At 73.6% G+C, this 15,041-nt stretch carries 12 protein-coding genes; 4 read left to right on the top strand and 8 right to left on the bottom strand.

The features are described from left to right. Window positions 1–131 precede the first annotated feature (131 nt). The 3 genes from EEW87_RS16065 to mfd are packed head-to-tail and all read right to left on the bottom strand — an operon-like array spanning window position 132 to window position 5,154. On the bottom strand, window positions 132–920 hold the full coding sequence (locus EEW87_RS16065; RefSeq protein WP_123091234.1) for a MazG nucleotide pyrophosphohydrolase domain-containing protein: 789 nt from the start codon (window positions 918–920) through the stop codon (window positions 132–134). A 2-nt stretch (window positions 921–922) separates the two neighbouring features. Beyond that, window positions 923–1,525: a hypothetical protein gene (locus tag EEW87_RS16060; protein ID WP_123091235.1), complete on the bottom strand. Its 603-nt coding sequence runs from the start codon at window positions 1,523–1,525 to the stop codon at window positions 923–925. Next, window positions 1,522–5,154 (bottom strand): transcription-repair coupling factor, encoded by a 3,633-nt coding sequence (gene mfd / locus EEW87_RS16055; protein ID WP_123091236.1) that lies wholly within the window; start codon window positions 5,152–5,154, stop codon window positions 1,522–1,524. Before mfd ends, EEW87_RS16060 begins: the two co-directional genes overlap by 4 nt. Window positions 5,155–5,218: 64 nt before the next feature. Between mfd and EEW87_RS17190 the strand changes: the two genes are divergently transcribed. Together EEW87_RS17190 and EEW87_RS16045 are read left to right on the top strand one after the other, a co-directional pair. After that, window positions 5,219–7,261, top strand: a complete 2,043-nt coding sequence (locus EEW87_RS17190; protein WP_123091237.1) for a TPM domain-containing protein — start codon at window positions 5,219–5,221, stop codon at window positions 7,259–7,261. Between the two features lie 130 nt (window positions 7,262–7,391). Beyond that, complete coding sequence (locus EEW87_RS16045) at window positions 7,392–8,108, top strand: PspA/IM30 family protein (RefSeq protein ID WP_123091238.1); 717 nt, start codon at window positions 7,392–7,394, stop codon at window positions 8,106–8,108. Between the two features lie 34 nt (window positions 8,109–8,142). On the opposite strand, the gene pth is transcribed toward EEW87_RS16045, so the two are convergent. The 3 genes from pth to EEW87_RS16030 form a co-directional block, all read right to left on the bottom strand. Further along, a complete protein-coding gene (pth, locus tag EEW87_RS16040) occupies window positions 8,143–8,763 on the bottom strand; it encodes an aminoacyl-tRNA hydrolase (RefSeq protein WP_123091239.1) in 621 nt (206 codons plus the stop codon). 64 nt (window positions 8,764–8,827) lie between these two features. Beyond that, a complete protein-coding gene (locus EEW87_RS16035) occupies window positions 8,828–9,532 on the bottom strand; it encodes a 50S ribosomal protein L25/general stress protein Ctc (RefSeq protein WP_123091240.1) in 705 nt (234 codons plus the stop codon). A gap of 170 nt (window positions 9,533–9,702) precedes the next feature. Further along, complete coding sequence (locus tag EEW87_RS16030; protein WP_123091241.1) at window positions 9,703–10,725, bottom strand: EamA family transporter; 1,023 nt, start codon at window positions 10,723–10,725, stop codon at window positions 9,703–9,705. Between the two features lie 80 nt (window positions 10,726–10,805). Between EEW87_RS16030 and EEW87_RS16025 the strand changes: the two genes are divergently transcribed. Both EEW87_RS16025 and EEW87_RS16020 read left to right on the top strand, forming a co-directional pair. Further along, complete coding sequence (locus EEW87_RS16025; RefSeq protein WP_123091242.1) at window positions 10,806–11,363, top strand: CGNR zinc finger domain-containing protein; 558 nt, start codon at window positions 10,806–10,808, stop codon at window positions 11,361–11,363. A gap of 164 nt (window positions 11,364–11,527) precedes the next feature. After that, window positions 11,528–12,421, top strand: a complete 894-nt coding sequence (locus tag EEW87_RS16020; RefSeq protein ID WP_148041539.1) for an endonuclease domain-containing protein — start codon at window positions 11,528–11,530, stop codon at window positions 12,419–12,421. Between the two features lie 72 nt (window positions 12,422–12,493). Here the strand turns inward: EEW87_RS16020 and EEW87_RS16015 are convergent, their stop codons facing one another. Both EEW87_RS16015 and glmU read right to left on the bottom strand, forming a co-directional pair. After that, window positions 12,494–13,474 carry a ribose-phosphate diphosphokinase gene (locus EEW87_RS16015; protein ID WP_123091244.1) on the bottom strand — a complete coding sequence of 327 codons (981 nt, stop codon included), beginning with the start codon at window positions 13,472–13,474 and terminating at the stop codon, window positions 12,494–12,496. Window positions 13,475–13,520: 46 nt separating this feature from the next. Then, window positions 13,521–14,975, bottom strand: a complete 1,455-nt coding sequence (gene glmU, locus EEW87_RS16010) for a bifunctional UDP-N-acetylglucosamine diphosphorylase/glucosamine-1-phosphate N-acetyltransferase GlmU (protein ID WP_123091245.1) — start codon at window positions 14,973–14,975, stop codon at window positions 13,521–13,523. Window positions 14,976–15,041: the final 66 nt, after the last annotated feature.

Genomic DNA, 15,041 nt, shown 5'->3' with positions numbered 1-15,041 from the left:
AAGGGGGCAGGTGCTCCCCCTGCGAGCCTAGGGCCGAGGGTATCGAGCGGCCCAGCCGGTCTCGGGCGCACACGCCGGACGGCCCCCTCCCGATCCCGCGTGCTACGAGCGTCGACTGGCGCTGACGGGGGCTAGGCCTCGCGGCGGGCGGCGCGGTCGGCGCGCTCCTGGGCCTTGATCTGCGCCCACTGCTCCTCGACCTCGGCGGGGGTGCTCGCCGTCGAGTCGCCGAAGACGTGGGGGTGACGGCGGACCATCTTCGCGACGAGGGTCGCGGCGACGTCGTCGATGTCGAAGGGGGCGTCTGCCGCGGTCGGTCCCGGCTCGGCCTCGGTCGCGACCCGGGCGTGGAAGAGCACCTGGAGCAGGAGGTCCCCGAGCTCGTCGCGCAGGTCCTCGTAGCGGTGGCTGCCGTCGGCGAGGCCGGCGACCGCCTCGGCGACCTCCTCGGCCTCCTCGAGCGCGTACGGCACGAGCGACTCGTGGGTCTGCTCGGCGTCCCACGGGCACCCGCCGGGGCTGCGCAGGCGGTCCATGACGGCGACGGCGTCGAGCAGCCGCGCGCCCGGCACGTCCCAGGACCCGACGAGCACCTCGATCTCGGGCGGGTCCGCGAGCGCCGACAGCTCCGCGGCGAGCGCGTCGGACAGCCCGGGGTCGCCGTCGGCCGACCCGACCCAGACGACCTCGCGCCCGCCCTGCGTCGCGGCGACGAGCCGGCGGGCGAGGACGGGAGGGGTCACCCCTTCGTCGACGCTCTCGACGGGCAGACCGGCCGAGCGCACCGCGCCGGCGAGCGCCTCGTCGTCCGAGCGGCACCACCGCGAGGACGCGCCCTCGAGGCAGCGCCACGCATCACGGCTGAGCAGGCCCGGGGCTACCCGGGGGCTGCTCGCCAGGAGGACGACGCGGGCGGTCACGCTCAGGGAGCGGGCGTGGGCTCGGGGGCCCCGGGCGCCTGCTGCTGCGGTGCCTGCTGCTGGGCGTCCGGCTCGGGCAGCGGCTCGAGCCAGTCCGGCGAGCCCTGGGTGAGGCCCTGGTCGGCGCTGAAGGTGCCGTAGCGCGGGTTGACCCTGACGTCGGCGTCGCCGAGCAGCTGCGCGACCTGCTGCGACTGCTCGGGGGTGAGCTGCTCGCGCACGCTCTGCGCCCGGATGAACTCGACGGTGCCCGCCGACGGCTCGATGCCGAGGTCGCGCAGGACGCGCTCGACGGTCGCCCTCGTCGGGACCTGCGCCTGCGCGCCCTGGGCCGCCTCGATGATCTGCGGCGCGAACATCAGCGTCGAGAGCACGTCGCGCGTCGTCAGCTGCTGCTGGCCGCCCTGCTCGCGGATGAAGGCGTTCGTCCCCTTCGTCGCCTCCTGGACGTCGCCGACGGTGACCGTGTGGTCGCCCACCGTCGCGGCGGCCTCGGACGGCCAGGTCTGGCCGACCTCCTCGACCTGCTCGGAGCCGCAGCCGGCCAGGCCGACGGCGAGGGCCAGCGCGAGGGGCGCGAGGGCGAGACGGGGGCGTCGGGTCACGACGAGGTCCTTTCGGGTGCTGCGCGTCGGGGGCTCTGCGCCCCAGTGTCCATCACATCATCGAGCATCACCGTACGGATCAGCTCGGCGGCCCAGTCGAGCACCGCCTGGTCGCGAAGGGGGGACCCCCCGATCCGCGCCGTCGTCGGGCGGGGCACGAGGACCGTGCCGGTGCCCTCCTTGTACAGCGACTTCGGGTAGACCCGGGCCAGGCGCAGCTGCTGGGACTCCCGCAGCCGGACCGGCGCGAGCCGGACGTTCTGCCCCTGGGCGACGACGTCGGTGAGGCCCGCGCGACGCACGACGACGCGCAGCCGGGCGACCGCGACGAGGTTGCGCACCGGCTCGGGCAGCGGCCCGTAGCGGTCGACGACCTCCTCGACGATCTCGTCGATGTCGGTCTCGGTCTGGGCGCCGGCGAGCTTCGCGTAGGCCTCGAGCCGCAGCCGCTCCCCCGGGATGTAGTCGTGCGGCAGGTGGGCGTCGACGGGCAGCTCGATGCGCACCTCGGCCGGGGCGGCCTCGCCCTCGCCCTTGAAGTCGGCGACGGCCTCGCCGACCATCCGCACGTAGAGGTCGAAGCCGACGCCGGCGATGTGCCCGGACTGCTCGCCGCCGAGCAGGTTGCCCGCGCCGCGGATCTCGAGGTCCTTCATCGCGACCTGCATGCCGGCCCCGAGATCGGTGTTGGCCGCGATGGTCTGCAGCCGGTCGTGCGCCGTCTCCGTCAGCGGCGCCTCGCTCGGGTAGAGGAAGTACGCGTAGGCCCGCTCGCGGCCTCGACCGACGCGGCCGCGCAGCTGGTGCAGCTGGCTCAGGCCCAGGCGGTCGGCCCGGTCGAGGATGAGGGTGTTGGCGTTGGAGATGTCCAGGCCGGTCTCGACGATCGTCGTGCACACGAGCACGTCGAAGCGGCGCTCCCAGAAGTCGAGGACGACCTGCTCGAGACGGTGCTCGCCCATCTTGCCGTGGGCGGTCTCGACCCGGGCCTCCGGCACGAGCTCGCGGATGTGCGCGGCCGTGCGCTCGATCGAGCTCGTGTTGTTGTGGACGTAGAAGACCTGGCCCTCGCGCATGAGCTCGCGCCGGATCGCGGCGGCGACCTGCTTGTCCTCGTGCGGACCGACGAAGGTGAGCACCGGGTGGCGCTCCTCGGGCGGCGTGGCCAGGGTCGACATCTCGCGGATGCCGGTGACCGCCATCTCCAGCGTGCGCGGGATCGGCGTCGCCGACATCGCGAGGACGTCGACGGCGGTGCGCATCGCCTTGAGCTGCTCCTTGTGCTCGACGCCGAAGCGCTGCTCCTCGTCGACGACGACGAGGCCGAGGTCCTTGAACTTCACCTCGGAGCCGAGGAGGCGGTGGGTGCCGATGACGAGGTCGACGGACCCGTCGGCGAGCCCGGCGATGACCTCCTTCGCCTGCTTGTCGCTCTGGAAGCGGCTCAGCGAGCGCACGACGACGGGGAATCCGGCGTACCGCTCGGAGAAGGTGTTGAGGTGCTGCTGGACGAGCAGGGTCGTCGGCACGAGGACGGCGACCTGCTTGCCGTCCTGGATCGCCTTGAAGGCGGCGCGCACGGCGATCTCGGTCTTGCCGTAGCCGACGTCGCCGCAGATGAGGCGGTCCATCGGGACCGCGCGCTCCATGTCGGTCTTGACCTCCTCGATCGTCCCGAGCTGGTCGGGCGTCTCGACGTGGGCGAAGGCCTCCTCGAGCTCGCGCTGCCACGGGGTGTCGGGGCCGAAGGCGTGCCCCTTCGTCGCCATCCGCGCGCTGTAGAGGCGGATGAGCTCACCGGCGATCTGCTTGACGTACTTGCGCGCCTTGGACTTCGTCGCCTTCCAGTCGCTGCCACCCATCTTGTTGACCGTCGGGGTCTCGCCGCCGACGTAGCGGGTGATCTGGTCGAGCTGGTCGGTCGGCACGAAGAGCCGGTCGCCGGGCTGACCGCGCTTGCTCGGTGCGTACTCGAGCACGAGGTACTCGCGGGTCGCGCCCTGCACGGTGCGCTGGATCATCTCGACGAAGGCGCCGACGCCGTGCTGCTCGTGCACGACGTAGTCGCCGGGCTGCAGCTCGAGCGGGTCGACCTGCTTGCGCCTCTTCGAGGGCATGCGCCGCATGTCGCGCGTCGAGCCGGTCGACCCGCTCGAGCCGAGCAGGTCGGCCTCGGTGAGCATCGCGAGGCGGTCCTCCTCGGCGACGAAGCCGGTCCCGAGCGAGGCGACCGCGACCGCGACGACGCCGGGCTCGAGCGAGGTGCCCTCACGGGTGGGGATGTCGTGGTCGCGCAGGACCTCGCGGACGCGGTCGGCCAGGCCGGTGCCGTCGGTCGCGACGAGCACCCGCCAGCCCGCGTCGTGCCAGGTGCGCAGCTGCTCGACCGCGGCGTCGGTGTTGCCGCGGAAGCGCGGCGGCTCCACCGCGGGCACGTGGAGGGCGACGTGCTCGTGCTCGACGGCGTCAGCCATCTGGTCGGCGAGCTCGGTGTCGGCGGCGAAGGGGGTGAGCGTCCACCAGCCGAGCCCGAGGTCGACCGCGTGGTCGCGGGCCTGGGCGAGGGTCCAGTGCGAGGCGGTGCCGAGGACCCCTTCGAGGTCGACGGGCACGGCGTTGCCGCTCGCGGCGTTCGCCCACGAGGCCTGGAGGAACTCCTCGCTCGTCGAGACGAGGTCGTGGGCGCGGGTGCGCACGCGCTCGGGGTCGCTGACGACGACCCGTGCGCCCTCGGGCAGCACGTCGAGGACGGACTCCATGCCCTCGACGAGGGCGGGCGCGAGGGACTCCATGCCCTCGACGGCGATGCCCTCGGCGACCTTGTGGAGCATGTCGGCGACGCCGGGCAGCTGCTCGGCGAGCTCGGCCGCCCGGGCCCGCACGGCCGGCGTGAGCAGCAGCTCGCGGCACGGCGGGGCCCACACGGCCGGGGCCTCGCCGAGGCTGCGCTGGTCGGCGACCTTGAAGTGCCGGATGGACTCGACCGTGTCGCCGAAGAGCTCGACCCGGACGGGGTGCTCCTCCGTCGGGGGGAAGAGGTCGAGGATCCCGCCGCGCACCGCGAAGTCGCCGCGCCGCTGCACGAGGTCGGTGCGCGTGTAGGCCGCGGCCGCCAGGGCGTCGACGAGCTGGGCGAGGGGGCGCTCGTCACCGACCGCGATGCGCACGGGCTCGAGGTCGCCGAGCCCCTTCGCGATCGGCTGCAGGACGGCTCGCACGGACGCGACGACGACCTGCACCGGGCCGTGCTCGGCGTCGTCCGGCGAGGGGTGGGCCAGCCGGCGCAGCACGGCGAGGCGACGTCCGACCGTGTCGCTGCGCGGGCTGAGCCGCTCGTGCGGCAGCGTCTCCCAGCTGGGGAAGGTGAGGACGGAGGGCTCGTCGAGCAGGCAGCGCAGGGCGCTCGCGAGGTCGTCGGCCTCGCGCGCGGTGGCCGTGACGACGAGGAGGGGGGCCACCCCCTTCGCCCCGGGGTCGACCGGACGGCTCAGGAGGGACACGACCGGCGCGCGCAGGCCCGGGGGCACGGAGAGGTCGACCTCGTCGGTGCGGTGTGCGTGGGACAGCAGCTCGGTCACGACCGGGAGATCGGCGACAGCTGCGCGAAGGGGAGTCAGGGTCTCGCTCATACCGGGGTCCAGTCTGCCGCACGCCCGGCCCTGCAGCGCCCGTGCGGTGTGGCAGGGTCAGGGCATGGGGTGCCGGGCACGCACAGGGACGACCGAGCGCGGGGCGGGCGGCGTGCGCCGCTGGCCGGCCGCAGCCGCCGTGATGATCGCCCTCGGGGCAGGTCCGGCGTGCGCCGCAGCCGCCGCCGCTCCCCCACCCGTGAGCGCCGCACCCGCTGCCCCCACGACCGAGCCGATGGACCTGCGCGAGCAGGTCACCGACGAGGCCGGCGTCCTCGGGGACCTCGGCCAGTACGACGAGGCCCTGCAGCGCGCCCGTGACGCGGGCATCCAGCTCTTCGTCGTCTACGTCGACTCCTTCGACGGCACTGAGGGCTCGGCCTGGGCGCAGCAGACCTACGAGGGCTCGGGCATGGGCGGCGACGACGTGCTCCTCGCCGTGGCCGTCGAGGACCGGCGCTACGGCACGTGGGCGAGCGAGGAGTCGGGCCTGTCCGAGAGCGACGACCAGCAGGTCCGCTCGCAGGACATCGAGCCGGCCCTCGGCCGCGACGACTGGGGCGGGGCGGTCGTCGCGGCCGCCGACGGGTATGCCGACGCCCTCACCGGCAGCAGCATCCCGGGCTGGCTGCCCTTCGCGGGGATCGCGGGCGCCGCGGGCGTGGGCGGGCTGCTGCTCAGCCGCCGCCGCTCGCGGGCCGGCGCCGCGGGCGGCACGGGCGTCGACGCGCCGCCGGAGCAGGCCGAGCCGCTCGAGTCGGTCCGCTCGCGGGCGGGGACCGCGCTCGTCGACCTCGACAACGCCCTGCGCGCCTCGGCCGAGGAGCTGACCTTCGCGCAGGCGCAGTTCGGCACCCAGGCCACCCTGCGCTTCGAGCAGACCCTCGCCGCGGCCCGCGCCCAGGCGAGCGAGGCCTTCGGCGTGCAGCGCGAGCTCGACGACGCGCAGCGTCAGGGCACCCTCGACCCCGCCCGGGCCCGCGCCGGCTACGAGCGCATCCTCGCCCTGGCCGCCGACGCCGACGCCCGCCTCGACGCCGAGGAGGAGGAGTTCGTCCGGCTGCGCGACCTGCAGTCGCGGGTGCCCGAGGTGCTCGCCGACCTCGGCGTGCGCGCCGGCGAGGTCGAGGAGCGCATCCCCGTCGCCGAGCAGGAGCTCGCCGGGCTGCGCGCCACCCACCCGCCCGAGGCCCTCGTCTCGGTCGGGCACGACGTCGAGCAGGCCCGTGGCCTGGTCGCCTCGGCCCGCGAGCTCGTCGCCACCGGGCGCGAGCACCTCGCCCAGGGCGACAACCGACCCGCCGCCGTCGCTGCCGCCCGAGCGGCGGAGGACGCCCTCGGGCAGGCGGTGGCCGCTCTTGACGCCGTCTCCGGCGCGCAGGGCGTGCTCGCCGACGCGGCGGGGCACCTCGACCGGGCGCTCGCCTCGATCACCTCCGACGTCGCCGACGCCGAGCGCCTCGGCGCGCACGACCAGCTGACGACCACCGCGCTCGCCGCGGCCCGCACGGCGATCGACGACGGGGTGCGCGCCCGCTCCGGCGGCGACCCCCTCGCCGCCCTCAGCGCGCTGACGAGCGCCGAGCGCGACCTCGACGCCGCGCTCGCCCCGCACCGCGAGGCCGACGAGGTGCGCCGGCGCGCCGCGGACCTCGTCGCACGCCGGGCGCAGACCGTGCGCGCGCGGCTCGACTCGGTCCAGGCGACGATCTCGCGCACCCGGGGCGCCGTGTCCGTCGAGGCCCGCACCGACATCGACCAGGCCTACCAGCTCCTCGCGCAGGCAGAGCAGGCCACCGCCACGGACGCCGACCGTGCGGACGACCTCCTCGGCCAGGCCGAGCGCCTCGGCGAGCGGGCCCTATCCACCGCCCGGAGCGACGTCGACGACTGGCGCAGCGGCGGCCGGGGCGGCTACGGCGGGGGCTTCGGGGGCGGCAGCCGTGGGCTCGACCCCACCTCGATCATCCTCGGCGGCATCCTCTCCGGGGGCTTCGGAGGCGGCAGCCGCGGGGGCGGCTGGGGCGGCAGCTCCGGCGGCTTCGGAGGAGGCTTCGGCGGCGGGGGTGGCGGAGGCGGCGGCTTCGGCGGGGGTGGTCGCTTCTGACCCGCTCCCCCGGCCCGCCGGCGCGGCACCCCCTTCGCCGGACGACCACGACGACCCACCACCTCGAGCGCACCACACCCATCCGCAGCACCACCACCGGCGCGACCGCGCCGAGACAGGAAGGCCAACGATGACCCAGAAGCAGACCCTCCTCGGCCGCGTCGCCCAGCTGGCGAAGGCGAACATCAACTCGATGCTCGACCGGGCCGAGGACCCCGAGAAGATGCTCGACCAGCTCGTGCGCGACTACACGAGCTCGATCGCCGAGGCCGAGGAGGCCGTCGCGCAGACCATCGCCGGGGTGCGCCTGGCCGAGGCCGACCTCGAGGAGGACCGCGCCGCAGCCACCGAGTGGGGCCGCAAGGCCGGCGCCGCGTCGAGCAAGGCCGACCAGCTGCGCGGGGCGGGCGACACCGCCGGCGCCGACAAGTTCGACGGGCTGGCCCGGGTCGCCCTGCAGCGCCAGATCCAGTTCGAGGGAGAGGTCACCGAGGCCGAGCCGCGCATCCAGGCGCAGAACGCGACGGTCGAGCAGCTCAAGGGTGGGCTGACCCAGATGCGCACGAAGCTCGAGGACCTCAAGGGCCGTCGCGACCAGCTCGTCGCGCGGGCCCGCTCGGCCGAGGCCCAGGAGCGGGTGCAGGGCGCGATCCGCTCGATCGACGTCATGGACCCCACGAGCGAGCTGTCCCGCTTCGAGGACAAGATCAAGCACCAGGAGGCGATGGTCGCCGGCCGCGCGGAGGCCCAGTCGACGAGCATCGAGGACCAGTTCGCCGAGCTCGAGGACCACTCGCACGACGCCGAGATCGAGGCCCGCCTCCAGCAGCTCAAGGGCGGCGCCTGAGCCACCCCTCGTCCGGGCTGCGCCCCGGACGAGGTCAGGGGCGCGGGGCGTGGACGACCTGCTGGGCGTCGGTGAGCCCGCGGTGCACGAGCAGCTCGACCGCGTCGGCGGCGTCGTCGAGCAGGAAGGGCAGCTCGGGGCGCTCGGTGCTCGAGAAGTCCTTGAGGACGAAGCTCGCCGGGTCCATGCGGCCCGGCGGGCGGCCGATCCCCACCCGCACCCGCAGGTAGTCCTTCGTCCCGAAGGAGCTCGTGATCGAGCGCAGGCCGTTGTGGCCCCCTTCGCCGCCGCCCTGCTTGAGCCGCACCTCGCCGAAGGGGATGTCGAGCTCGTCGTGGACGACGACGAGATGGTCGACGTCGGCGGAGAAGAAGCTGGCGAGCGCCTTCGTCGGGCCGCCGGAGACGTTCATGTACGCCGTCGGCACGCCGAGCACGACGCGCGGCCCGAGACCGCCGCCGGGCGGCGCGAGGCGGGTGGACTCGGCGCGGGCCCCGGCCTTGTGGGCCCGCAGGCTCGTCCCCGCCCGCCGGGCCAGCTCCTCGACGACCATCGCCCCGACGTTGTGGCGGTTGCCCGCGTACTTCTCCCCGGGGTTGCCCAGGCCGACCACCAGCCACGTCTGCTCGCTCACGAGGCGCAAGCGTAGACACATGACGAAGGGGGAGCCGAACCCGCTCGGGCTCGGCTCCCCCTTCGTCGAGGTGCGTGTCGGAGGATCAGGCCTCCGGGTTGCCGTCCTCGGGGGACTCCATGGGGGCGTCGCCCTCGGCGAGCTGCTTGTCGCTCGGCGAGCCCTCGGTCTCGTCCTCGGACTCGTCGCGCTCGACACCGGCCTCGGCCTCGGCCTCGGCGAGCTCGGCCTCGAGGGCCTCGGCGGAGATCTGCTCGGTGATGTTGACGACGAGCGTCTCGGGGTCGGTGACGAGGGTGGAGCCCTTGGGGACCTCGACCTCGGAGGCGAGGACCTGGGTGCCGGCCTCGAGGCCCTCGACGGAGACGACGATCGACTCGGGGATGCTCGTGACGTCGGCCTCGACCTCGAGGGTCTGGGCGTCGACGGTGACGATGGTCTCCGGACCGGCCTCGCCCTCGACGTGCACGGGGACCTCGACGGTGACCTTCTCGCCCTTCTTGACGACGACGAGGTCGACGTGCTCGATCCACGGCTTGAGGACGTGGCGCTGCACGTCCTTGGCCAGGGCGTACTCCTGCTGGCCGTCGACGACGATCGTCAGCAGCGCGTTGGCGTTGTACTTCAGCGCCATCATCGTGTCGTGACCCGGGAGGGTGATGTGGCGGGGCTCCTCGCCGTGGCCGTACATGACGGCGGGGATCTTGTCGGCGCGGCGGATGCGGCGGGCCGCGCCCTTGCCGAACTCGGTGCGGATCTCGGCGTCGATGCGGATCTCGTCGCTGGACATGCGGGGCTCCTTCAGCTGGGGGACGACCCGTGTCAGCGGGTCGCGTCATATCGGGCGGTGGGCCTCGACGTGGGGCGCAGCACGGACGGCAGCAGGACACGGAGGTCCACCGCGTCGATCACGGATCGCTGCGACTGTGCAACGTCCCTCGCCGAGGCAACCCGGTGATCCTAGTGGACCTGCGCGGAGGGGCCAAAACCGGCCGGGTGGTCCTGCGCCGTCTCGTCGGCCTCGCTCACGGCGACGTCGGTCGCACCGGCCTCGCTCGCGGGAGCCGGCGGCTCTCCCTCGCCGAGCTTGACCGCCGCGACCCCGGCGAGGATGGCCAGACCGCCGAGGACCTGGATCGTTGCCATGGCCTGGCCGACGAGCACCCAGGCGAAGACGATGGCGAAGAGCACCTCGCTGAGGCCGACGAAGGAGGCGATCGTCGCCCCGAGCATCCGGGCGGCCGCGATGCCGCTGACGTAGGCGACCGCGCCCGCGACGACGGCGAGCTCTGCGATGGCGACCCACCACGGGGCCGACCAGCCGGCGAGGTCGACCCGGCCGGTCGGGGCGGCGAGCGGCAGCACGCCGACGAGGGCCGCGGCACCCAGGCTCAGCGCACCGATGACGAGACCGGCACCGGCGTAGGTCATCGGGGGCAGCGCGTCTTCCTCGTCGGAGGACAGGAGGAAGAAGACGACGAGCCCGACGGCGGCGAGCAGGCCCCACACGACGCCGACGAGGTCGACGCGAGCCCCGGAGAAGACGTCGAGGACGAGCACGAGACCGAGCACCGCGGCGGCGACGCCGGCGACGGTCAGCCGGCTCGGGCGGCGGCCGTGGCGCAGCCACATCCAGCCGACGATGAGGACAGGCGCCAGGTACTCGAGCAGCAGCGCGACGCCGACCGAGAGGTGGTCGACGGCGTTGAAGTAGGCGAGCTGGCAGCCGGCGACGGCGACGACGCCGTACGCGGCGACCTTGGGCAGGTTGCGGCGCAGCAGGGCCCAGCGGCCGCGCAGGGCCACGAGCGCCGGCACGAGCATGAGCAGCGCCGCGCCGGTGATGCGCGCGGTGACGATCGCCCCGGGCGTCCAGCCGGCCTGCATGAGCGAGGCGCCGAAGGTGCCCGACGAGCCGAAGGTCGCCGCCGAGAAGAGGGCCACCGCGAGACCGGCGACGAAGGGGGTGGAACGCTGGGTCACGGGGACCTCCTCGAGTGGTCGTCATGAGTGACATAGACTGATGGTGATGACGATATGCGCCCCCGACGTCAGGAGTCAAGATGTCTTTTGGTCATGACACCAACGATGCGCTGCGCGGTACCGCGGCCCTGGTCAACACCGCCGTCGGGGCCTTCCCCGACGCCGACGGCGACACGCTCTCGAGCGTCGCGCAGCTCGAGGACTTCTTCGGGCACTGGGGCTGGACCGGGCGCCGGGTGGGCGACGAGGCCGAGCTCGAGCAGGTGCGGGCGCTGCGGCCCCGGCTGCGCGAGGTGTGGCTGGCCGCCGACGACCCGGAGCGCGTCGTCGACCTCGTCAACGCGCTGCTGCGCGACGGCCAGGCACTCCCCCAGCTCGTCGACCACGACGGCTACGGCTTCCACATCCACGCGACCTCGCCCGACGCGCCGCTCGCCCGCCGCATGCAGGTCGAGGCGGCGATGGCCTTCGTCGACGTCATCCGGGCCGACGAGCTCGGCCGGCTGCGCATCTGCGCGGCCGACGACTGCGACGACGTCGTCGTCGACCTCTCGCGCAACCGCTCGAAGCGCTACTGCGAGGGGGGCTGCGGCAACCGCCTCGCCGCCGCCGCCTACCGCTCCCGCCAGGGCGACTGACTCCCCCTTCGCCCGGGCACCCCCACCCCGGCTCGCCCGTCCACCCTCCCGGGGGTGAGCACGAATCGCCGCTACGACGACTGCGTAGCGGCGATTCGCGCTCACCGGGAGTTGCTGTGGACAGCCCGTCGGCGCCCACCGGGCTTCTCGGCACCATCGAGGGCATGCCCCGCGCACCGCGGCCGCTCCCCAGGTCACTGGGACGGGCCTTCACGAGCGCTGATGCCGGCGTCGCCGGCGTCGCCGACCAGAGGCTGCGCCGAGGTGACCTCGTCGCGGTGACCCACGGGGTCCACAGCCTCGATCGCCTCGACGGCGACGCCCGGCTCGCCGCCGTCGCGCTCGGGCTGCCCGCCCCCTTCGCCTACTCGCACCTCACCGCCGCACGGATCTGGGCTCTGCCCCTCCCGACCTGGACCGACGCCGACGAGCGGCTCCACGTCATCAGGCCCACGGCGCAGGCTCAGGTGCGCCGACCCGGCATCACCGGGCACCGTGGTCTCGAGACGCGGGCCACGACGTCAGTGCGCGGGCTGCCCGTCACGACCCGTGCTGAGACGTGGGCGGACCTGGGTGCCGTGGGCCTGACCCGCGACGACCTGGTCGCCGTCGGCGACTGCGTCGTGCGCGGTCGGCCCGAGCTGCTCGCTGGCTTGCACCGGGTCGCCCGCACGCGGCGTCTCGGATCGGCTCGTCTGCGCGACGCGGCTGCGCTCGTCCGCGTCGGGTCACGCTCGGTGATGGAGACGAGGACGCGGCTCGCGCTCGCTCAGGCGGGCCTGCCGGAGCCGCTCCTCAACGCACGGATCTGCACCGACGACGGCGAGGAGGTGGCCTGCTGCGACCTGGTCTGGCCGGATGCGAAGGTCGTGGTCGAGTACGAGGGCGACCACCACCGGACAGATCGGGCACAGTGGCGGCTGGACATCACCCGGGTACGACGGCTCGAGTCCCTCGGCTGGCGCGTCCTGCGGATCACTGCGGACGACCTCCGGGGGTCTCGCCTCGCAGACCTCGTGTCGCTGCTGCGGGGCCTGCTCGGCGGAGCGGCCGGGTGAGCGCGAATCGCCGCTACGTCCTGGGCGTAGCGGCGATTCGTGCTCACCTCTGCGAGGTGGGGCGAAGGGAGGTCAGGCGCGGCCCTCGAAGAGGGAGGTCACCGACCCGTCCTCGAAGACCTCACGGATCGCGGCCGAGATGAGCGGCGCGATCGACAGGACGGTCAGCCCCTCGAAGTGCTGCTCGGGCGTCAGCGGGAGGGTGTTGGTCACGATGATCTCCTCGGCCGAGCACGCGGTCATCCGCTCGACGGCCGGCGGGGAGAAGATCGGGTGGGTCGCGGCGATGACGACGCCCGCGGCGCCCTCGGCCATGATCGCGTCGGCGGCCTTGGTGATCGTGCCGGCGGTGTCGATCATGTCGTCGACGAGCACGCACAGACGGCCCTCGACCTCGCCGACGACGCGGTTGGCGACGGTCTCGTTCGGGCGCGAGATGTCACGCGTCTTGTGGATGAAGGCCAGCGGTGCCCCGCCGAGCTGACGCGACCACTGCTCCGCGACCTTGATCCGGCCGGCGTCCGGGGAGACGACGGCGAGCTGGCGGTCGCCGTACTTCTCGCGGACGTGGCGGGCGAGGATCGGCATCGCCATGAGGTGGTCGACGGGGCCGTCGAAGAAGCCCTGGATCTGGTCGGTGTGCAGGTCGACCGAGATGAGCCGGTCGGCACCGGCGGTCTTGAAGAGGTCGGCCATGAGCCGGCCGCTGATCGGCTCGCGCCCCTTGTGCTTCTTGTCCTGGCGCCCGTAGCCGTAGAAGGGCTGCACCACGGTGATCCGCTTCGCGCTCGCACGCTTGAGGGCGTCGACCATGATGAGCTGCTCCATGATCGCCTCGTTGATCGGCGTCGCGTGGCTCTGGATGACGAAGGCGTCGCAGCCACGCACCGACTCCTCGTAGCGCACGTAGATCTCGCCGTTGGCGAACTCGTAGGCGCTCGTGGGCACGAGGTCGGTGCCCAGGGAGGCCGCGACCTCTTCTGCGAGCGCGGTGTGGGTGCGCCCGGAGAAGACCATGAGGTTCTTCTCGGGGGTCTTCTGGATGCCGGTCACGGTGCCTCGACTTTCGTGCGGTGCTGCAGGGGGTGTGCGGAGGGGGTCAGCTGGTGTGCGGGGCGGACTGCGCCGCCTGCGCCGCCTGGGCGGTCGCGGTGCCGGCGCGGCGACGCTCGACCCAGCCGTCGACGTTGCGCTGCTGGCCGCGGGCGATGGCGATCTGGCCGGGCTCGACGGCCCCGGTGATCGCGGACCCGGCGGCGACGTAGGCGCCGTCGGCGATGTCGAGCGGTGCGACGAGGACGGAGTTGCTGCCGACGAAGGAGTGGGCCCCGACGTTCGTGCGGCCCTTGCTCACCCCGTCGTAGTTGGCGAAGATCGTGCCGGCGCCGATGTTGGCCCCGTCGCCGATGACCGCGTCGCCGCAGTAGGTGAGGTGCGGGACCTTGGCCCCGTCGCCGATCTTCGCGTTCTTCGTCTCGACGAAGCCGCCGATCTTGCCCTTCGCACCGAGCTCGGTGCCGGGGCGCAGGTAGCTGTACGGGCCGACGGTCGCGCCGGCGCCGATGACGGCGAGGTGGGCCTCGGCACGCTTGACCTCGGCGCCGTCGTGGACCTCGGTGTCGACGAGTGTGACGTCGGGGCCGACGACGACGTCCTCGCCGATGCTCGTCGCGCCGAGCAGCTGGGTGCCCGGGCGGATCACGGTGTCAGCGCCGATCGTCACGTCGACGTCGATCCACGTCGTCGCGGGGTCGACGATCGTCACGCCGGCCCGCATGTGCCGCTCGCAGACCCGGTCGTTGAGCACCCGGCCGAGCTGGGCGAGCTGGGTGCGGTCGTTGACGCCCTCGGTCTGCCACAGGTCCTCGAGGACGTGCGCGATGACGTGGCCGCCCTCCTCGCGGGCGAGCGCGATGACGTCGGTGATGTACTTCTCGCCCTGCGCGTTGTCGGTGCCGACGCGCGGCAGCTGACGACGCAGCACGTCGAGGTCGAAGGCGTAGATGCCGGAGTTGATCTCGCGGACCGCGCGCTCGGGCTCCGTCGCGTCCTTGAACTCGACGATCCGCTCGACCGAGCCGTCGGCGCCGCGGATGATCCGGCCGTACATCTTCGCGTCCTCGAGGACGGAGGTCATGACGGTCGCGACCGCGCCGGCCTCGACGTGCGCGGCGGTGAGGGCGGAGATCGTCTCGGCGGTGAGCAGCGGGACGTCGCCCATCGTCACGACGACGGTGCCCGTGAGGTCCGCCGGGAGGGCGTCGAGACCGCACTCGGCGGCACGGCCGGTGCCCTTGACCTCGTCCTGGTCCGCGACGATCACCGGCGTGCCCGACGAGGCGTTGCGCTCCTCGACGTAGGCCGCGACCCGGTCGCGCTGGTGGCGGATGACGACGACGGTCGAGTCGGCACCAGCACCGCTGGCCGCCCGCATCGCGTGCCCGAGGAGGGTGTCGCCGCCGATCGGGTGGAGGACCTTCGGGGTCTTGCTCTTCATCCTCGTGCCCTCGCCGGCGGCGAGGATGATGACGGCGGACGGGCGGGCGTCACTCACGTGCTGCTCCCAGCTGCTCGGGTCAGGGATGTCCCGTCGGGACCTCGACACTCTACCCAGGGGCGA

The organism is Janibacter melonis, assembly GCF_003721155.3.
GTDB lineage: Bacteria > Actinomycetota > Actinomycetes > Actinomycetales > Dermatophilaceae > Marihabitans > Marihabitans melonis.
Note: the sequence above shows the minus strand (reverse complement) of the source record. Positions and strands in the feature narration are given on the sequence as shown.